Source organism: Spirosoma radiotolerans (assembly GCF_000974425.1).
Lineage (GTDB): Bacteria > Bacteroidota > Bacteroidia > Cytophagales > Spirosomataceae > Spirosoma > Spirosoma radiotolerans.
On sequence record NZ_CP010429.1, the window covers coordinates 349,200 to 368,907 of the forward strand.

Annotated in this window: 14 protein-coding genes; 10 read left to right on the top strand and 4 right to left on the bottom strand. The window is 51.7% G+C overall.

Annotated elements, in window-relative coordinates:
* Nucleotides 1–45: 45 nt before the first annotated feature.
* From uxuA to SD10_RS01490, 4 genes are all read left to right on the top strand, one after another.
* A complete protein-coding gene (uxuA, locus tag SD10_RS01475) occupies nt 46–1,260 on the top strand; it encodes a mannonate dehydratase (RefSeq protein ID WP_046375358.1) in 1,215 nt (404 codons plus the stop codon).
* A 188-nt stretch (nt 1,261–1,448) separates the two neighbouring features.
* On the top strand, nt 1,449–3,578 hold the full coding sequence (locus SD10_RS01480; protein ID WP_046578908.1) for an alpha-glucuronidase family glycosyl hydrolase: 2,130 nt from the start codon (nt 1,449–1,451) through the stop codon (nt 3,576–3,578).
* Nucleotides 3,579–3,591: 13 nt separating this feature from the next.
* On the top strand, nt 3,592–4,377 hold the full coding sequence (locus SD10_RS01485) for an SDR family NAD(P)-dependent oxidoreductase (RefSeq protein ID WP_046375359.1): 786 nt from the start codon (nt 3,592–3,594) through the stop codon (nt 4,375–4,377).
* A 128-nt stretch (nt 4,378–4,505) separates the two neighbouring features.
* On the top strand, nt 4,506–5,747 hold the full coding sequence (locus SD10_RS01490) for an alkaline phosphatase family protein (RefSeq protein ID WP_046375360.1): 1,242 nt from the start codon (nt 4,506–4,508) through the stop codon (nt 5,745–5,747).
* 85 nt (nt 5,748–5,832) lie between these two features.
* On the opposite strand, the gene SD10_RS01495 is transcribed toward SD10_RS01490, so the two are convergent.
* Entirely contained in the window at nt 5,833–6,288 is a 456-nt protein-coding gene (locus SD10_RS01495) for a DUF2147 domain-containing protein (protein WP_046375361.1), read from the bottom strand.
* 212 nt (nt 6,289–6,500) lie between these two features.
* Nucleotides 6,501–6,953 (bottom strand): hypothetical protein, encoded by a 453-nt coding sequence (locus SD10_RS01500; RefSeq protein ID WP_046375362.1) that lies wholly within the window; start codon nt 6,951–6,953, stop codon nt 6,501–6,503.
* 125 nt (nt 6,954–7,078) lie between these two features.
* Between SD10_RS01500 and SD10_RS01505 the strand changes: the two genes are divergently transcribed.
* From SD10_RS01505 to SD10_RS01520, 4 genes are all read left to right on the top strand, one after another.
* A complete protein-coding gene (locus SD10_RS01505; RefSeq protein ID WP_046375363.1) occupies nt 7,079–7,375 on the top strand; it encodes an SCP2 sterol-binding domain-containing protein in 297 nt (98 codons plus the stop codon).
* A 186-nt stretch (nt 7,376–7,561) separates the two neighbouring features.
* Nucleotides 7,562–9,535 carry a sensor histidine kinase gene (locus tag SD10_RS01510; protein WP_046375364.1) on the top strand — a complete coding sequence of 658 codons (1,974 nt, stop codon included), beginning with the start codon at nt 7,562–7,564 and terminating at the stop codon, nt 9,533–9,535.
* Between the two features lie 272 nt (nt 9,536–9,807).
* Nucleotides 9,808–11,676: a malto-oligosyltrehalose trehalohydrolase gene (gene treZ / locus SD10_RS01515; protein WP_046375365.1), complete on the top strand. Its 1,869-nt coding sequence runs from the start codon at nt 9,808–9,810 to the stop codon at nt 11,674–11,676.
* A gap of 188 nt (nt 11,677–11,864) precedes the next feature.
* The gene (locus SD10_RS01520; protein ID WP_046375366.1) at nt 11,865–15,293 is read left to right on the top strand and encodes a DUF7133 domain-containing protein; all 3,429 of its coding nucleotides are present in this window, start codon (nt 11,865–11,867) and stop codon (nt 15,291–15,293) included.
* On the opposite strand, the gene SD10_RS01525 is transcribed toward SD10_RS01520, so the two are convergent.
* The gene (locus SD10_RS01525; protein ID WP_046375367.1) at nt 15,290–15,526 is read right to left on the bottom strand and encodes a hypothetical protein; all 237 of its coding nucleotides are present in this window, start codon (nt 15,524–15,526) and stop codon (nt 15,290–15,292) included. The two genes, SD10_RS01520 and SD10_RS01525, sit on opposite strands and share 4 nt — an antisense overlap.
* A gap of 109 nt (nt 15,527–15,635) precedes the next feature.
* On the opposite strand from SD10_RS01525, the gene SD10_RS01530 reads away from it, so the two are divergent.
* The gene (locus SD10_RS01530; protein WP_046375368.1) at nt 15,636–18,377 is read left to right on the top strand and encodes an alkaline phosphatase family protein; all 2,742 of its coding nucleotides are present in this window, start codon (nt 15,636–15,638) and stop codon (nt 18,375–18,377) included.
* Here the strand turns inward: SD10_RS01530 and SD10_RS01535 are convergent.
* Nucleotides 18,374–18,922, bottom strand: coding sequence for an RNA polymerase sigma factor (locus tag SD10_RS01535; protein WP_046375369.1), 549 nt, complete (start codon nt 18,920–18,922; stop codon nt 18,374–18,376). The two genes, SD10_RS01530 and SD10_RS01535, sit on opposite strands and share 4 nt — an antisense overlap.
* Before the next feature lie 244 nt (nt 18,923–19,166).
* Here SD10_RS01535 and SD10_RS01540 point away from each other — a divergent pair, with 244 nt between their 5' ends.
* A complete protein-coding gene (locus SD10_RS01540; RefSeq protein ID WP_046375370.1) occupies nt 19,167–19,706 on the top strand; it encodes a heme NO-binding domain-containing protein in 540 nt (179 codons plus the stop codon).
* Nucleotides 19,707–19,708 lie beyond the last annotated feature (2 nt).

Below are 19,708 nucleotides of genomic sequence, written 5' to 3' on the forward strand. Positions count from 1 at the left end.
GAGAACCCGACACCACAACTAACCAAAACAAGCAATAGAGTAGGAATGGGAATGTTACAAACCATGCGGTGGTTCGGGCCCAATGACCCGGTTTCATTGATGGATATTCGGCAGGCGGGCTGCGCGGGCGTCGTTACGGCCTTGCACCAGATTTCGGTGGGTGAATTATGGACGGTTGAGGCTATAACCGAACGAAAACAACTCATCGAAGCGGCTAATCACCAGTATTCGCCCTTGCAGTGGGCAGTGGTCGAGAGTCTGCCAGTTCATGAAGACATCAAGAAGGGGAGGCCAACGCGCACAGACTATATCGAGACGTATAAACAGTCGATTCGAAACTTGGCGGCTTGTGGTATCAAAACCGTTTGCTACAACTTCATGCCGGTGCTGGACTGGTCGCGCACGAACCTTAGTTACGAAATGCCCGACGGCTCGCGGGCACTCCGGTTTGTTTGGGAAGATTTCGCCGTCTTCGATCTGTACATACTCAAACGACCCGGCGCCATGATCGACTACGAACCCGAAATTGTCGAATCGGCTCGTCAGAAGTTTGATCAAATGACACCCGGACAGATTACTGATTTGTCGAATGTTGTTTTGCTCGGCTTACCCGGTTCCGAAGAAGCCTTTACCCTCGATACGTTTCAGGGTTTGTTGAACGAGTACGCGTCCATTGGCGATGCCGAACTTCGCCAGAATCTCTATTACTTTATTCAACAGGTAGCTCCGGTAGCGCAGGAAGTGGGCGTGAATCTGTGCATTCACCCCGACGATCCGCCATATCCGTTGCTGGGGCTGCCCCGCGTTGTCAGTACCGAAGCCGACCTGGCCCGACTGCTGGACGCCTGCGACGTAATCGCCAACGGCATTACGTTCTGTACAGGCTCTCTGGGCATTCGCTCCGATAATGATTTGCCGGGTATGATACAGCGATTTGGCGAACGGATTCATTTCATCCATCTGCGTACAACCAAACGAGAGTCAGCTGAAACGGCGACCCGGCCCGGCAATTTCCATGAAGCGGATCATCTGGCGGGCGATGTCGATATGTATGCCGTCGTGAAAGCCATTGTGCTGGAACAGAAACGGCGGGCGCAACAGGGTGTTGGCGAAACGGCCATTCCCATGCGCCCCGATCACGGTCACCAGATGCTCGACGATTTGCACAAGAAAACCTATCCCGGCTATTCGGCCATTGGCCGACTCCGTGGATTGGCCGAGATTCGGGGATTAGAAATAGGCATTGAGCGGAGTTTGTAAAAAGAGCTATTTGGGATTGTATTTGTCTGGCTGGCTTAGCATCCGCATCCCCGATTTGTGCCTTCACAGAACGTCTGGGGTTAGTCTTCATCAAAGCGTTCTGTGAGGACACAGACCGAGGATGCCAGGGCGACATTCTGGTCACTTAACGCGACGCAATGTACCTGCGTCTGAAAATCAACCTGAAAATGAAACGGATATTACTTTTTCTTCTATTGATTAGTCAGTTGGCCGTGGCGGACGATGGTTACCGGCTGTGGCTGAAATATGATCTGATTAAAGACATGCCCAAACGGGAAGCGTATGCCCGTTCGGCGCAGTTTATTGCGGTGACGGGTACCAGCCCAATGCTGAAATCAGCGGCCGATGAACTTCAAATGGGCTTGCAGGGCTTGCTCGGCAAATCGGTGCCCATTATTGCCAATGCCACAAGCCGAACGGGGGGAATTGTTTTATCGGTGGCAAATGGACCTGCTGCCGGATCACAGATACTTATGGCGGACGGCTATCGATTGACCAGCCGGAGAGCGGGTAATCTGACGATTTCTGGCAAGACCAACGCGGGTGTGTTATACGGCGTTTTTGCTTTGCTGCGACAGGTGCAAACGGGTCAGTCCATCGATAATCTTGCCGTAACCAGCAATCCCAAAATACAATACCGGTTGCTTAACCACTGGGACAATACCAACGGCACCATCGAACGTGGGTATGCGGGGGAGTCGCTCTGGAAATGGTACGAACTCCCCGAAACGGTTGATCCCCGTTACCGCGATTATGCCCGCGCCAATGCATCGCTGGGCATCAACGGAACGGTGGTCAATAACGTCAATGCCAGCGCCCGTTTTCTGACCGATGAATACATTCAGAAAGTAGCCGCGCTGGCCAACGTTTTCCGGGCGTACGGAATCCGGATTTACCTGTCGGTTTATTTTCCGGCTCCTAAAACGCTTGGTAGCCTAACGCCCAACGGACTTAAAACGGCCGATCCGCTCGATCCGGCCGTGAGGAAATGGTGGGCCGAAAAAACCAAAGATATTTACAAAGCCATCCCCGATTTTGGCGGGTTTCTGGTTAAAGCGAATTCCGAGGGAGAGCCGGGACCGCAGGATTACGGCCGTACCCACGCCGACGGAGCCAACATGTTGGCTGAAGCCCTCAAACCGTACGACGGCATTGTACTCTGGCGAGCTTTTGTCTATAAATCTGATCCTAAGTCTGACCGTTTCAAAGCGGCCTACGAAGAGTTTACGCCCCTGGATGGAACGTTCGACAAGAAGGTGATTATTCAGGTGAAAAATGGACCGATTGATTTTCAGCCCCGTGAGCCTTACTCGCCCCTGTTTGGCAACATGCCCAAAACGCCCCTGGCCATGGAGTTTCAAATCACGCAGGAGTATCTCGGTTTCGCGACGCATTGGGTATATGAAGCGCCCTTGTTTAAAGAATGTCTGGACACGGATACCCACGTAAAAGATAAAGGAACGGGCTCGACCGTGGCGAACGTAATTGATGGCAGCTTACACCAGTACGCCATGACGGCCATTGCGGGGGTAGCGAACACGGGCTCCGATCGAAACTGGACCGGAAACCCGATGGCGCAGGCCAACTGGTACGCCTACGGCCGGCTGGCGTGGGATCATACGTTAACGTCGGAAGGCATCGCTCGTGAGTGGGTCAACATGACGCTTACGTCGGAGCCGAAGGCCGTAAAGACAATTACAGACTTGATGCTCCGGTCGCGGAATATTTACGTCAGCTACAATACCCCACTTGGACTGTCGCGTCCGTGGGCGGGTGTTCACTTTGCACCCGAACCTTGGCAGGAAAAAAGCCCCCGTCCTGACTGGACCGCCATTTATTACCATCGCGCCGACTCGATCGGATTGGGCTTTGACCGGACGGCAACGGGGAGTAATGCCCTGGCACAGTATCGGCCGGAAGTACAAAAAATATGGCAGAACCCGGACACTTGTCCGCTGCCCTACCTGCTCTGGTTTCATCATGTACCCTGGACAAAGAAGCTGGCTACCGGGCGAACGCTTTGGGATGAACTTTGTACTCACTTTTACACCGGCGCTGATTCAGTTGGCTGGATGCAGCAGCAATGGGCACAGGTTAAACCGGCTATTGACCCGCAAATTTTTGCAGACGTAACGGGTCGTCTGGCTACCCAGCACAACGAAGCCATCTGGTGGCGGGACTCCTGGGTTTTGTATTTACAGACGTACTCGAAACAACCGATTCCCGCGCCGTTTCAGAAACCCGACCGGACGCTGGAGGATGTAAAACGATTATCTGAAATTTATAAACTACGCTAGTAAAAGACAAGACATGGAGGAAGAACATCAATCGATACCTGGTCAATCCATTTTTTCGCTCGCCGGTAAACTGGCTCTTATTACGGGTGGAGGCAGCGGTATCGGCTTCGATATTGCCCGCTGTATGGTGCAGGCTGGGGCCACTGTTGTCATAACGGGCCGGAGAGAACAACCCCTTCAGGAAGCCACTGACACGCTGGGTAATCGGGCGCATTATATGGTCAATGACGTAACCGAGCGGGCACTACTCGACGGCCTGGTTGAGCAGATTGAGACCACGTATGGACCCATTGATATTTTGGTCAACAATGCCGGGATCAATATGAAAAAACCGGCACTGGAGGTTACGGATGAGGATTTTGACCGCATCGTACACACAAATCTAAACTCGGTATTTAGTTTGACACGGGCCTGCGCCCGACGCATGATGGCTCGTCAGCAGGGATCGATCATCATGATTTCTTCGATGGCCGCTTATTACGGTATCGATCGGGTGGCCGCCTATGCCGCGTCGAAATCAGGCGTTGAAGGCATGGTCAAGGTGTTGGCATCGGAATTTTCGGGTAATGGCGTTCGGGTTAATGCCATTGCACCGGGCTTCATCGAGACGGCCATGAGTAAAACCGCTATGGGGGGCGACCCCGACCGGTTTGCCCGCGCCATGCGCCGGACGCCCATGGGGAAATTTGGTCAACCCGACGACATTGGCTGGGCGGCCGTATTCATGGCTTCCGATGCAGCCAAATACATTACCGGCGTCTCGTTGCCCGTTGATGGCGGCAATTCAATTGGTTTTTAGCTGTACATTTCCCGTGGCCCGTGTCCTCACGGGCCACGGGAAAACCGTATTATGAAGTTGTGAAATTTCAGCCCCGCGTTTTATATATAGGCTGGCTTGTCCGTACTTTGAGCGTTTCCACCAGATATATGACCCGCACATCGATACTTCTATGTCTCCTTGGCTGTTGCCTGCTTCTAGCGCCCTATAGCTGGGCGCAGAGTAAACCGAAAAAAGCCTTATTTGTCATCGTTGATGGTATTCCAGCCGATGTAATTGAAAAGCAGCCAACACCTAATCTGGATGCTATTGCCAGCGTAGGTGGCTACGCACGAGCGTATGTGGGTGGCAAAAAAAACACCTATTCGCAAACGCCGACCATTTCGGCGGTAGGTTACAACAGCCTGCTCACCGGCACCTGGGTGAACAAACACAACGTATGGGGCAACAGCATAAAAGCGCCCAATTACCAGTACTGGACGATCTTTCGCTTTTTTGAAAGCCAGTATCCGCAAAAACGAACGGCTGTCTTTTCAACCTGGCTCGACAACCGAACCAAGCTCGTTGGTGAGGACCTGCCACAAACGGGCCACCTGCGCATTGACTATTCGTTTGATGGGCTGGAACGGGATACCCTGCTTTATCGCCACGACAGGGAGTCGGAGTACATTCACCGGATTGACGAGAAAGTAGTTGACGAAGCCACTCAATACATTCATGAGGAGAGCCCGGATCTGGCGTGGGTCTATCTGCAATACACAGATGATATGGGGCATGAATACGGCGATAGCGAACCGTTCTACAAGGCCGTCAAGATTATGGATGATCAGATTGGGCGGCTGTGGAAAGCTATCCAGTATCGGCAGAAAACAGCTGGCGAAGACTGGCAGTTCTTCATCACCACCGACCACGGCCGAAGTGCCGATACGGGTAAAAACCATGGCGGGCAGTCGGACCGGGAGCGTGCTACCTGGATAGTAACCAACGCAAAAGACCTGAACAGCCAATTCAAAGAGAACACCCCCGGCATTGTTGATATTATGCCAACAATGGCCCGCCACCTGCAACTGTCGATCCCAAAAGAGCAATCGTTTGAACTGGACGGCGTTCCGCTAACGGGCAAATTGTCCATTACGGAGCCATCAGTCAAGAAAGAAGCGCGTAAAATTACCCTGAACTGGAAAGCCGTTGAGCCAGTGGGAACCGTTAAAGTCTGGGTATCCCCAACGAATCACTTCGAAGAAGGCAAGCGAGATGATTACCTGCTTATGGCCGAGGTGGCCGTCAACGCCCAGACGGCCACTATTGATGTATCGGCGTTGCCAACGGGCTTCTACAAAATTGTGCTGGAAGGCCGGTATAATACCCTGTCAAGGTGGGTTGTTGAGTGAGTAAAAGGGTAAGATTACCTGCGTTTTTTATCATCCCGATGTAGGAGGGATGATGAAAAACGCTTTCACACAACTTTACGGGTTCTCACTTCACCCGCGTCCAGGTCTTGGATTTGCCCAGGAAACTAAGCCCCATGATGTAGCCCCGTAAGTCAATCGAATTCGCGTCTTTGAGGAACACTTCACAGTTGTAGGTTTTGCCATCTTCCGGGTTATAAATCTCGCCATCCCCCCAGGTGTTGTTGCCCTTATAAACTAGGTTTGTTACCAATTCCAACTGCATAAGCGGCCGGTTACGCAGCTTTTCGTCCGGGTTTTCTTTGTCCACTTTAGGCTTGTTTGTGCCCGGATAAGTTGGCTCAAGCATCCAGACCAGCTTACCAAAATATTTGTTCCCCTGTTTATAAATCTGAACCTGGTTTCTCTTTTTTGAACTAAGCCATTTACCGACGATCGCATCGGGGTCGTCGGCCCTGGCTGCGAAAGACGATAAGGAAAAGCAGGCGAGTAGGAGTAGTGTAGTTAAGCGAAAAGCGTTCATACGTGCGTGTTTTGGTATATAAACGGAATCGCCGGGGTGTTTGTCTATTAATTGCCCTAAATGCGATTCGTTCTATAATAAACAGGATATATCTAATAACACATTTTTGGAAAGATGCGTCGATTGCCTGCTTATCCGTTAGAGTTGATTCAGGGAGTTTTGTAAAGTCTCGCTTGAAAAATTATGTGTTAATTGAACACGTAGTTGGTTATCTAACTCATTTCCTTAAACGAAACCCAGTATAGGCCCGCAAAAATTACACTAAAAAATACACCGAACGAGGTGTTTAACGCCCCAAATCCAGCCAGGATAACCGGTAAAATCAGGCCAACGGCTACCCCCGCTACATAAATCCAGAAGCCGATCTTGCGTAACCGAAACATCAGGAAAGCGCCAATGAGTGTGAGCAGTGAATAGATGAATTGCGCCACCGCCAGCGATTCGATTTTTTCGGGGTTGCCCGGCAGGGGAACATCGTCGGAGGAGCGATCTTCGAAATACTTCTTCGACTGTTTTTCCTGCTTCGGGTCCGTGCTTTTCTGTTCGACGTAAACCGTTTCGGAAACGGCGTCTGCTTGTACAAACGAGACGATGGCATCCAGCAGGCCCCAGGCACAACTAAGAAACGTAAGGATGCAGAGGAGAGTTAAGAATTGAGAACGCATAGAAAACGCAGACTGCTGTCTGCCATGAAATTTAAGCGGGTAGGATGTCCGCGTTACCTGGAAACCTTATTTTCGCTGCTGAGTTTCTTTTACTAAGACTTTTATACCAACGAAATCCAAATCAGATGACTCTGCAAGAACTAACCGAGCAAATTCGGGCCAAAGTTACGCATGCCGACAGTATTAATGCTACGATCAAGCTGGTGACCGACCAGGGACCTATCTACATCGATGCCTCTCAATCGCCCGCTGTTGTGTCTAATGAGGATAAACCTGCCGATTGCGATTTGCAGGTAAGCATCGATAACCTCATTAAAATGGGTACCGGCGACCTGAATCCAATGATGGCCGTTATGACGGGTAAGCTCAAAATCAAAGGTGATATGGGTATTGCCATGAAAATGGGCCAGATAATGGGGTAACGGTAGCCGAGTGAATGGGCTGATCAGACGATTTCCTGAACCCCTGGTTTGCCCCTTCACTCGGTTGTTATTGTGCCTGTGATAGACGGGAAGGAAGAGCCCAGATTTTCGTTCAACAGCGGCCGGTTCCTAATTACTTGCTTATTAGTTATGCTCGTTATACATTAGTGGTGACCTCTGCTACTGATGATACGTTTGCGCCTACTCGTCCTGTCGTTTTTGCTTTGTTGCCAGATAGGGCTACGGGTATCAGCACAACCGGTAGGTAGTCAACCCATTGTGGTGCTACCCGCCAATGGAGATCAACCGGCACTTCGGGGAGCGCTGGCGTACCTACGGGATTCATCCCACACACGAACAATCACCGACGTAATTCAACTGGCGAATACGTCCGATTTTCTGCCCATCACATCGCCCGTACCTAACTTTGGTGTCATTACAGGCACCAAAACCGCCACCCCGCTATGGCTCCGGGTTCGGTTGCAGAACCCGGTCAATACGCCACAAAAATGGCTTGTCGAAATTGACTTCTGGTGCTTCGACGAGCTTCAGCTTTATCTTGTTGATGCCCAGAATAACGTCTTGTCAACGTCACCAACCATTGGCTGGAAAACGCGGGCTACCCAGCGAATCCGAAACAATCGTCATTTCTGGTTTCCATTCACGGTTCCGGGCGGGCAGGTCGTAACGGCTTATTTACGAGTCGTCAAACACCGGGGTGCGCAGGTACTTCCTGTCGAACTGATTCGGGAGGCCGATTATGAAACGGTTGTTCAGGAGAGCTATTTGTTTTGGGGCGGGGTGCTGTTTGCGCTCACCTTTGTGGCCATAATGAGCCTCATCTTCTTCCTGACCACCTTCGATCAAATCTATTCGAGATACATTTTCTGCCTGCTAGGGCTGGTGGGCTTTTTTGTCATCAATGACGGTTTTCTGAATCAATTTGGTTTCGATGCGCAGTTCTGGATGCCGCGCCAGAACGTTTATTTCCTGTTTCCGCTCATTCTGTTCTATTCGCAACTAACGTTTGTCCGGCGGTTTTTAAATCTGCGGCACACCCCGTCGCACCGCTGGCATACGGTTGGTACGGTTGTGCTCTGGAGCGGTGTTTTGTGTCTGGTTGCCCTGACGGCCGAATGGTTCACCCCCCTATCACCCACGATGGAGCTGATTCTGGTTCGGCTGTTTACGGCCCTTTACTGGCTCCCTCTGCCGGTTATTGTGGCTTACATCAGCATCAGCATCATACGCCGGTATCATGTGCAGGAAGCCTGGCTTTATCTGGTGGGCATTGTTCCCTTTTACACCCTTAACCTAGGGTTGGTTTTTGCTAATTTCGGTTTGTTACCTACCTACCAGCCTGTGTCTTGTTTTGCCTATTATGCACCAGCCGCTTTGTTTGAAGTGCTGGTACTGATGGTCGGTCTGGCATACCGCTATAAACTCGACCGCGACCAAACCGAACGGCTTATCAAAGAGCGTACTGTGCAGCAGCAGCGCACCTACGAAGCCGAAGTGCAGACGTTAGGGCTGAAAAATAGCCTCCTGGTCGAGAAGGAACGCATCGCCCGCGATTTGCACGACAATGTAGGCGCGCACCTGGCTTTCGTAGTGACGAACCTGACCCATATCAGCGACCAGGCCGAAAAGACACCCATTACCGACGGACAGCGATTGTCGGTTCAACTGAGAACCATCGTTACACACACCCGCGAAGCGGTGAAACTGCTTCGCGAAACGATCTGGGCCATTCATCAGGAAAGCTTTACGGTCGAAGAGTTTGCCGAGCGGCTCAATCAGTACATCAATCGCTACGTGCACGAAACCGACGGCCTTCATGTCGATGTGCAGGTGTCGGGCTCGCAGGCCTACAAGCTGAGCTCATCGCAAGTATTGAACCTGTTCCGAATTGTGCAGGAAGCCCTCAATAATGTTATTAAGCATGCCAGGGCCACTGAGGCCATCGTGAAATTGTTCGTTGAAGCCGATGGGCATATCAACCTGCGGATACACGACAATGGACAGGGGTTTAGCTGGACGAATGGTGCCGTAGCCAGCCATCACTACGGTCTGCGCAACATGGAAACCCGCGCGCAGGAGTTAGGCGGCACCTTCCGGGTATTCATTGAAGAGGGAACAACCGTCGAAGTGGCCGTGTAAATATAACTGCTGCAAAGCCCGCTAAACGGAGTTCATGGTTCATATCCTTGATGCTGTGGTTCGTGTCTTCACGGACCACTCATGCGTTAGCCATTCCATCCGGTCAGGTGGTTTGTGAGGACACGGACCACGGATAGATGGAATCAGCCTTTAACAGACAGTTATGGTATAAGAGAGGCTCTATAAAGCCTGTCAAATCCCATTTCTCCCAACACATAGCGGCTACAGCGAGTTGTTTGAGTAACCACTTACTCAACCATCCAGCATACCTTATGAATCAGGCACTATTAAGCCACCGAATGCTTGGCGTTACCTTCACCCAGGATGGCGCAACGGCTCGAGTTTGGGCTCCTTTTGCCAACAGTGTTGCACTTCGTCTCGGTGATCGTCAATTAACGCTTCCGCTCCTGAAAGAGGGTGCCTACTGGCAGCTCACTACCGCCCAGCTACAGCCCGGTGATACCTACACCATTGTGCTGAACAACTCTCTCGAACGGCCCGACCCGGCGTCGATGGCACAGCCTCAGGGCGTACACGGCCCCTCGCAGGCGGTGGATACAGGCGCGTTCGCCTGGACAGATGCCGGCTGGCACAACCTGCCGCTGGAAGATTATTTGCTCTATGAACTTCATACGGGCACATTTTCACCCGAGGGCACCTTTGCCGGGATTGAAAACCGGCTGGATTACCTCGTCGAACTGGGCATCAATGCCATTGAGATTATGCCTGTCGCGCAGTTCCCCGGCAACCGAAACTGGGGGTACGATGGCGTATTGCCTTTTGCCGTTCAGCATGCCTACGGCGGGGCTATGGGTCTACAGAAACTGGTAGATGCCTGCCACAGCCGGGGGCTTGCCGTCGTGCTCGATGTCGTTTATAACCACATTGGGCCGGAAGGTAATTATCTGGGTGACTTCGGGCCGTATTTCACGGCCAAACACCAAACACCCTGGGGAAATGGCCTCAACTTCGATGACGATTACAGCGATAGCATCCGCCGGTTTTTCATTGAAAACGCGTTGATGTGGTTTCGGGATTTTCACGTTGATGCTTTACGTCTGGATGCCGTCCATGCGATTTGTGATGAGAGCGAAACGCATATTCTTCGCGAGATCAAACAATATGTCGATGCGCTGATGGCGAAAACCGGGCGGCAACATTACCTGATCATCGAGTCGGACCAAAACGAAACCCGGTTCATTGATCCGCTGGCGACCAATGGATACGGCATGGATGCGCAGTGGAACGACGAATTTCATCATGCGCTGCGTGTCACGGCGGGTGGAGAGCGCAACGGCTATTACGCCGATTATAATGGGCTGCAGGACCTGGCAAAATCGTACCGGGATGCCTATGTATACGACGGAACCTACATGCCCCGTCGTGCCCGGATCGTGGGAAAATCGACGGCGGGCCATGCTGGTCGGCAGTTTGTGGTTTTCTCGCAGAACCACGACCAGATCGGTAACCGGATGCTGGGCGAACGACCCAGTCAACTGGTTAGTTTTGAGATGCAGAAACTGATGGCCGGAGCCGTTATGAGCAGCCCTTATCTGCCCATGCTGTTTATGGGCGAGGAGTGGGGCGAGCTAAATCCGTTTCTCTATTTTGTGAGCCATTCCGAACCAACGCTGGTGGAAGCCGTTCGGCAGGGTCGAAAAAAAGAATTCGCTGATTTTCAAACGGATTTCGAGGCTCCCGATCCGCAGGATGAACGGACGTTTGACCGTTCGAAACTACAGTGGCAGCGACTCACACAGGAACCACACCGGACGCTTTTTCGGTACTACCAAACGCTGTTACGGTTGCGTAAAACATCGTCCCTTCGCCATCCGGACCGGGAGTCGGTAGCCGTAGTTGTTGACGACATTAAACAGACGCTCACCTTGTTCCGGCAACACAAAAAAGAGGTGAAGCCCGGTGCATTCGCTCTGGAGGAGATCGTGGTTTGTTTAATGAATTTCTCCCGCGAAGCCCAATCGTTTACGCTGCCCGCCAGTGAAAGCCAATGGCATAAGTTACTGGATTCGGCCGAGCCGGCCTGGCGCGGTCCCCTGGCCGCACCCTTGCTGCTGGACGGTCAGGCGTCGGTTGTTGTTCAGCCCGAAGCTATCCTGATTTACACCAGTGCACGTCAATAAGCGAAGCAGGAGCCATGCCTATTTGGAAAACATATTTCCAAAATAAAGTAGTGTAGGCCGGAAAACGCCTTTCAACTCCTGAGATGGAGCGTCAATTTTAGGCCTGTAAAGATGGGTGCTAAAACGTCAGGTATACCCTGTTAGACAAATCGACGTTCCTTCAATAGACTTGTTAACAGCTGTTTAGGATGAGAAAAGGCAAGGCATTTTTACGAGTAAACAAAAAAGCGATCTGGTTGTGCGCCTTAGCTCCCATGCTGGGGTTGCTTGGATACCAGAACGAAAAGGACCCCATTGACCGGCGCATCAAGCGGATGGCTCCTGAAAAAGCGGCTGCACTAGCGAAGGCTATCGAAGCAACGGTAACCCCCGAATTGGCCGAAGGACTTACTCTCCGTTTGTGGGGTGTGGATTCGCTGGTTGCCGATCCAATCGCTATCGACACCGACGAAAACGGGCGGATCTATTACACCCGAACAAACCGGCAGAAAAACACCGAGTTCGACATTCGCGGTCACCAGGATTGGGAAATCGAATCGAACCGACTGCAAAGTATTGAAGACAAACGGGCGTTCCTCCACCGAGTGCTATCCCCGGAAAATAGTAAGAAAAACGAATGGCTGAAAGACCTCAATGGCGATGGCTCTCACGACTGGCGCGACATGACCGTTGAGAAAGAAAACGTGTACCGGATTGAAGACACCAACGGCGACGGCGTAGCCGATCAATCGCAACTGGTCGTGGACGATTTTCACGACGAAGTGACCGACGTAGCCGGGGGCGTGATGATTAATGGCGACGATTTATATGTAGCCGTTGCGCCCGATCTGTGGCGCATGAAAGACAAAGACGGCGACGGTATCGCCGAAACAAAAACCTCCATTTCGCACGGATACGGGGTGCATGTTGGTTTCGGTGGGCACGGCATGTCAGGAATCGAAATGGGGCCGGATGGCAAAATCTACTGGCAGATCGGCGACATTGGCTTCAACGGGAAGGGACCGGATGGCAAGAAGTGGGAACATCCGAACAGTGGCGTCGTTGTGCGGTCGAACCCCGACGGCAGTGACTTTGAGGTTTTTGCTCATGGCGTCCGGAATGTCCACGAGTTTGTTTTCGACGAATACGGCAACCTGATCAGCGAGGATAACGACGGCGACCATCCGGGCGAGAAAGAGCGGCTGGTGTACATCGTCAACGGGTCGGATACGGGCTGGCGCAGTAACTGGCAGTACGGTAAATACCGCGATCCGAACAACAACACGTATAAAGTCTGGATGGATGAGCAGATGTATAAACCGCGCTTCGAAGGGCAGGCGGCCTACATCACTCCGACCATTACCAACTATGTGAGTGGGCCGGCCGGTATGCGTTACAACCCCGGCACAGCTTTGAGTCCAGCGTACAAAAACATGTTTTTCGTGGCCGAATTCGTCGGAAATCCGGCCAAATCGGGTATTCACGCATTCAAACTGAAGCCGAAAGGAGCCTCATTCGAGTTGGGTGAGCAGAAAAAGGTGTTAGGTGGCGTGCTAGCGACGGGTATTGATTTTGGTCCCGACGGTGCCTTGTACGTGGCTGACTGGATCAATGGCTGGGATGCCAAAGATTATGGCCGCATCTGGAAAATGGACGACAAAGCCGGGGCTGGCTCCGCTGATCGGCAGCGTACCAAAGCGTTACTGGCCGAGAAATTTGGGGCTCGTTCGGAAACGGATCTGGGCGACTTGTTGAAGAATCCGGATATGCGGGTTCGGCAGAAAGCCCAGTTCGAACTAGTTAAACGAGGGGCAAAAGGAGCTGATGTATTGACCGCGTCCATCAAACAAACCGATAACCAACTGGCCCGTGTACATGGTATCTGGGGGATTAGTCAATTGGCTCGTCAGAACAAGCAGTATGCACAGACCTTAGTACCCTTGTTGCAGGATAAAGACCCTGAAATTCGCGCACAGGCGGCCAAATGGCTGGGCGATGTCCGCTACAAAGAAGCGGGTGATGCCCTGATTCCGGTCCTGAAAGATGCCAACAGCCGTGCACGCTTCTTTGCTGCTGAAGCCCTCGGACGGATCGCCTACGAACCCGCCATTCAGCCTATCATTCAACTGCTGGAAGCCAACAATGACGAAGATGCCTACATCCGCCATGCAGGTAGTCTGGCACTGGCGCGTATTGGCAAACCGGCTCCGGTCGTGGCGCTGTCGAGCAGCCCGTCAAAAGCCGTTCGGATTGCCGCTGTCGTTGCCCTGCGTCGGATGAACGACCCTGGTATTGCTACTTTCCTGGCCGATAAAGATGAATTCGTTGTCACTGAAGCTGCTCGGGGCATCAACGATGATTTGTCCATTCCAGCGGCCCTGCCCGCGCTCGGCAAGGTGATGCAGAGCACGAGTTTCACGAATGAGCCGCTGATCCGTCGCGCCATCAACGCCAATCTGCGAGTTGGTACGCCCGAAGCGATGCAAATCCTGATCGACTACGCACAGAAAGAAGGGGCTCCGTTAGCGATGCGCGCCGAAGCCATGGAAGCGCTTAGTACCTGGGCCAAGCCATCGGTTCTGGACCGTGTAGATGGGCGTTATCGGGCCGTTATCGAACGCGATCCGGCCCTGGTCAAAAGCAAAACGGCTGATCTGTACACCAAGCTATTGACGCACCAGGAGTTAGCGCTCCGGTTAAGTGCCATCAAGGCGATCACGAAATTGAACTTAACGGGCGCGTCGGAGCCATTATTCAACCGGTTAACGGGCGATAAAGAAGCCGTTGTGCGGGTAGCTGCCTTGCGGGCACTGGCTTCGCTGAACGATAAGCAACTGAGCAAAGCCATTGAAACGGCGCTGGCCGATAATGAGAAAAGCGTTCGGGTGGCCGGTCTGGATTTAGTGGCCAAATCGAGCATGCCAAAAGACCGCATGGTAACGCTGCTGTCGGAGGTGATCAATAACCGCACAACCGAAGAAAAACAGGCTGCTCTGTTGACGCTCGGAAAACTGCCGGTTGCCAATTCGCAAAAGGTGTTCGATCCCTTGCTGGCCAAACTGTCGGCGGGTACGCTTTCGCCCGAGCTTCAACTGGAGTTGGAGGAAGCGATTGAGAGTAGCCATTCGCCCCAGTTAACGGCCCGGTACAAAGCCATTACAGCCAAACTGTCGCCCGATGCGCTGGCGGCTTCCTACAAGGGTAGTTTGCTGGGTGGAGAGCCCGATTTAGGCCGCCGAATTTTCTTCCGTCACCAAACGGCACAGTGTATTCGGTGCCATTCGTATGATGATCTGGGTGGTAATGCCGGTCCCCGTCTGAATGGCGTTGCCAGTCGGCTCACTCGTGAGCAGTTACTGGAAGCGCTCATCAACCCAAGTGCCCGCCTGGCCCCCGGATTCGGAACGGTCAATTTGACGCTTAAGAATGGCAAGACCGTAAGCGGTATCCTGCAGGGCGAAACCAACACCGAGGTGATGGTGAAAGTAGGTGACCAGCCCGATGTTGCCATTCGGAAAGATCAGATTGCCAAACGCGCGAACTCTCCATCGAGCATGCCCGAAATGAAATACCTGCTCACCAAGCGTGAAATCCGGGATGTGGTTAGCTTTCTATCAACCCTGAAAGAAACGAATTAGACGCGGAGATTTTCATACAGAGGCCCGGCGTCGTGAACGAATGGTTTACGACGCCGGGCTTTTTTATAAAGTTTGCGTTGTTGGACTTTGCCCTGCTTGGCTGACCTTGCTGACGTCTGTGTGGTCTGTGCATGTCCGTGGTCCGTGCGGTTGGCGTTCCGATCTCCACGGGCCACTTGACCGGATGGTGTGGCTGACGCCTGAGTGGTTCGTGTCTCACGGACCATGGCCATAACCTGCTAAGGTTAAGCAGAAAAGAAATCCTTTTTTTTACGTGGATTTGGCCTTAGCTTGGTCGCCGTTATCAGTTTCGATACAGTGTCAACCAGTTTGTTTGCTCGCATGAAAATCAACGTTGCGTCAGTGGGTTATGGGTTTTTTACGCTAATCAGCTTGTTTTTGCTGGGTGGATGCCATCACTTTGGTCCTTCTGGCACTAAACCGAGCCCGCTTTCATCGGTATATAAAACACCCACCGACAATGGTCCCCTGGGCGATACATCGCCGTTTCTGATGCCCTATAACCGCATCATCGACGGGGCAGGCCAATCCGTTAGTTTTGGTGATGCCAGTGTTGAAAACCATAGCCTGGACGCCGTGCTGTTGCCCGATCAGAAGACGCTCGTGGTTGAAGATCGGTTTGGAATCGCTTTTTTCGATGTAAACCAGCGGAAACTCATTTCGCGCTGGGACTATAACAAAGGCTCTGATCTTAAAGGGAGCATGAGTTCTTTTTCGGGCATAAAGGCCATCGTTCATCACGATTCAACCTATATTTTCTGGGGTGCCGGTGGCAGGGGAAAGCCCAATTCGCACGTGATGCAAGTTGTTTGGGACGGTTCGCGGGCTCGCCTGGTTCGGGCGATTCCCTTCATGCCCATTGCACCCGCCACCATTGCTCTGCCCAACGAAGTCGTATTGAAGGAAGAAGCCGGTGAACTTATGTTATACACCGTGCTGAATGGCAACAACCAACTGGTTAAACTCCGGGTGAAAGACCAGCAGGTAGTCTGGACGGCACCCACAGGCGTAGCCCCTTTTGGTCTGACCATTCTGGATACGAAAGCCTACGTGACGAACTGGGCCGGACCGGTTCCCGATGTAACCAATGGGTTCGAAACGGCCGGTGTTCCCTGGGGAAGCGCCTACGTTGATCCCAAAACGGGGGCTATGGCCCGTGGTACCGTTTCGGTAATTGACATAACACAGGGTAAAGTGGAGCGAGAACTGTCGGTCGGACTGCACCCGAACGCCATCATTGGCAGCCCTGACCAGAAGTTTCTGTACGTAGCCAATGGCAACAGCGATCACGTGTCCATTATCGACGTCGCGAATCAGCAAGTCGTTGATTCTGTTTTTGTCGGCTTGTATAACCGGGGAAATGGCTATATCGGAAGTACGCCTAATGGTTTGGCAATCAGCCCCGACGGAACTACACTCTATGTGGCGAACGGACTGGATAACGCCCTCTGTGTGGTCGGGCTAGGCAGCAAAGCATCCAGTGCAGGTAAAGGCAACAATACGATCAGAGGTTACATTCCTACCCAGGCTTATCCGGCGGGAATTGTGCTGCATAATAACGAGTTATACGTAACCAATCTGGAAGCTATCGGCGCACGGATTGCCAATCCGGTCGATCAGGGTGGGCAGGGAAAAAATCCCGCAGGAGGAACCCTGAAAGCGTATAATTCGCACAAGCAACTTGCGTCAATTTCCTTTATTCCGGTTCCTAACCAACAACAACTGGAAGCGTATACCGAGAAGGTCAAAAAGCTCAGCCTTCAATTTCGTCTGGCCTTGACGGAGCAGGCTCCCCGCCCCAATGTGGCTCCCAAACCAGTACCCGAGCGCATTGGCGAGCCATCGGTATTCAAGCACGTACTATACATCATCAAAGAGAACCGGACATACGATCAGGTGCTGGGTGATCTGCCGCAGGGCGATGGTATGCCCGAGCTATGCATATTTGGCGATAGCATTACGCCCAACCAGCACCAGCTTACAAAAGACTATCTGCTGATGGACAATTACTATGTTTCTGGGAAGTCATCGGCCGAGGGGCACCACTGGGCAAGTGCGGCCATGGTGACCGATTACACAGAAAAAAGCGTGCGGGCCTGGTTTCGGAGCTACCCGCACGTGTTGTATGACGCGATGGTGTACGACAAAAAAGGATTGATTTGGAACAACGCCCTCGATCATGGCAAAACCGTGCGCATGTACGGCGAAGCCTGTTCCTGTGCTTACGACAAAAAAGAGTACAACTGGAGCAAGCTGTTTCAGATACGCCAGACGAGCAAACCGTTCTCATTCACCAACACAACAACCATTTCGCGGGTGAGGCCCATACTGGCTATGAATTTTCCGGGTTGCGATGACGAGACGATCAGCGATCAGATGCGCGCCGATGCGTTCATAAAAGAGCTCAACGAAACAGCCGCTAACCCCAACGCCGACTTGCCAAATCTGATGGTTATGTCGTTACCCAATGACCATACATCGGGGATGAGCCCCGGCTTCCCGATTCCAAGGGCCATGGTAGCCGACAACGATCTGGCCGTGGGCCGAATTGTGGACGCCATCACACACAGCCGGTTTGCTGCGTCAACCGTTATTTTTATTACGGAAGATGACTCACAGGCGGGTTGGGACCATGTGTCGGCTTATCGCACCACGGGATATATTGTCAGCCCATACTCGCGTTTACAGAAAACCGTTCATACCAACTACAACCAAACATCGGTCGTCCGAACGATGGAGCAGATTCTGGGCCTGCCACCCATGAACGTTATTGACGCCACGGCCCTGCCTATGTTCGACTGTTTTAGCGACAAGCCTGATTTGTCATTTGCCTATAAGGCGCTGCCAAACCGGGTTTCCTTAACTGACATGAATCCAGCGCCAACCGGGCTGAAAGGAGCATCACTTAAGTTCACCAATCAGTCGATCCGGTATGGGTTTCATCAGATTGACCGGGGCCATGACGACCTGCTGAATCGGATTCTGTGGTTTACGGCCAAAGGTAAAAAACGATACCCCGCCTGGTTGGCTGGCTCTGAGGAAGATGAGGACGACGATGACTAACCCATCGCCGTCTGGCATAACTGCTTAACCTTTGTTCGTGACCGTTTAAGCCTCATTTTTACGGCACTTTCCTTTAAATTTAGCTGAAGTCCAATCTGGCTCAGCGGTAGACCATCCTGATATTTGAGTCTTAATACAGTAGCTTCCTGTGGGGAGATGCGGTTCATGACCTGGGCAAGTTGGTGTAAGGTATAATCAACCTTCTCGGCCTCTTCAGTACTCGTACAATAGTACTCTACATCATCGTTTAAATAGGTTGTTGCCAGTCGCTTAGATCGCTTGATTTGATCGATGCAATAATTGTAGGCAAGGCTGTACAACCAGGTCGAAAAGCTGGATCGTCCCTGAAATTGGTCTAAACGAGCGAAAACGCGGAGAAAAATATCATGTGTAAAATCCTGTGCCTGCACTGCATCTCTTGTTATTGAAAAACACTGGTTGTATACTTTAGCTACATACCGGTTATATAGGTTCTCAAGGCAACCGGTGAAATTTGCGTTCAGATGCTGCCGGATCATTTCTTCATCACTCAGAGTGAGGTTCATAGACAGGAATAGTTACGGTTTTTGAAGGGTGGATTGCTAACTTCGATTACTGCAAACTTGTCCTTAAAACATAACACACCGGACCACTTTTCGATGAACTGCATATTTTGCCGGTTTTTTGGTAGGAATGCCCGGTTTTTGGTCATTTTTAGTTAAATCTATACATAATAATGTATCAAATTGTTACTATATTGCGCTATAAAATCACTTATTGTCAAGTTTCACCGTACGGATTTTTACTTAAATGAAAGGGATTGTCTTTACTGAGTTATTAGAAATGATCGAAGAGAAGTTCGGTTATGAATTAGTTGACCATTTACTTCAGGACAGCAGTCTTCAATCGGGGGGTATCTATACCGCCATCGGTACCTATGACCACGCTGAAATGGTGACATTGGTTACGAACCTGAGTAAACAAACCAAAGTGCCTGTACCGGAATTGCTCCGCGCTTACGGGCAGTATATGTTTACGGCCTTTACCCGAAGTTACCGACCCTTTGTGGACCGGGCCGATTCTGCTTTTAGTCTACTTAGTTCCGTTCAGCAATATATCCATGTAGAAGTTCGAAAGCTGTATCCTGATGCCGAACTTCCCCATTTTACCATTGACCAACCCGCCGAGAACCACCTTCGTATGCACTACACATCGGAGCGTAAACTGGCCGATTTTGCCCATGGGCTGATTGAAGGTTGCCTGGCAACCTTTGGTGAGACAGCAACAATCACTAAAACCATTCTTGTAGAAGACGGAAGTCAGGTTCTATTTGACATTGTGAAGGAGTAAGG

Coding starts and splice junctions, on each gene's coding strand:
- SD10_RS01510 (WP_046375364.1), top strand. CDS start 7,562: ATGATACGTTTGCGCCTACTCGTCCTGTCGTTTTTGCTTTGTTGCCAG.
- SD10_RS01520 (WP_046375366.1), top strand. CDS start 11,865: ATGAGAAAAGGCAAGGCATTTTTACGAGTAAACAAAAAAGCGATCTGG.
- SD10_RS01535 (WP_046375369.1), bottom strand. CDS start 18,922: ATGAACCTCACTCTGAGTGATGAAGAAATGATCCGGCAGCATCTGAAC.
- uxuA (WP_046375358.1), top strand. CDS start 46: ATGGGAATGTTACAAACCATGCGGTGGTTCGGGCCCAATGACCCGGTT.
- treZ (WP_046375365.1), top strand. CDS start 9,808: ATGAATCAGGCACTATTAAGCCACCGAATGCTTGGCGTTACCTTCACC.
- SD10_RS01490 (WP_046375360.1), top strand. CDS start 4,506: ATGACCCGCACATCGATACTTCTATGTCTCCTTGGCTGTTGCCTGCTT.
- SD10_RS01495 (WP_046375361.1), bottom strand. CDS start 6,288: ATGAACGCTTTTCGCTTAACTACACTACTCCTACTCGCCTGCTTTTCC.
- SD10_RS01525 (WP_046375367.1), bottom strand. CDS start 15,526: ATGGCCATGGTCCGTGAGACACGAACCACTCAGGCGTCAGCCACACCA.
- SD10_RS01505 (WP_046375363.1), top strand. CDS start 7,079: ATGACTCTGCAAGAACTAACCGAGCAAATTCGGGCCAAAGTTACGCAT.
- SD10_RS01500 (WP_046375362.1), bottom strand. CDS start 6,953: ATGCGTTCTCAATTCTTAACTCTCCTCTGCATCCTTACGTTTCTTAGT.
- SD10_RS01530 (WP_046375368.1), top strand. CDS start 15,636: ATGAAAATCAACGTTGCGTCAGTGGGTTATGGGTTTTTTACGCTAATC.
- SD10_RS01480 (WP_046578908.1), top strand. CDS start 1,449: ATGAAACGGATATTACTTTTTCTTCTATTGATTAGTCAGTTGGCCGTG.
- SD10_RS01540 (WP_046375370.1), top strand. CDS start 19,167: ATGAAAGGGATTGTCTTTACTGAGTTATTAGAAATGATCGAAGAGAAG.
- SD10_RS01485 (WP_046375359.1), top strand. CDS start 3,592: ATGGAGGAAGAACATCAATCGATACCTGGTCAATCCATTTTTTCGCTC.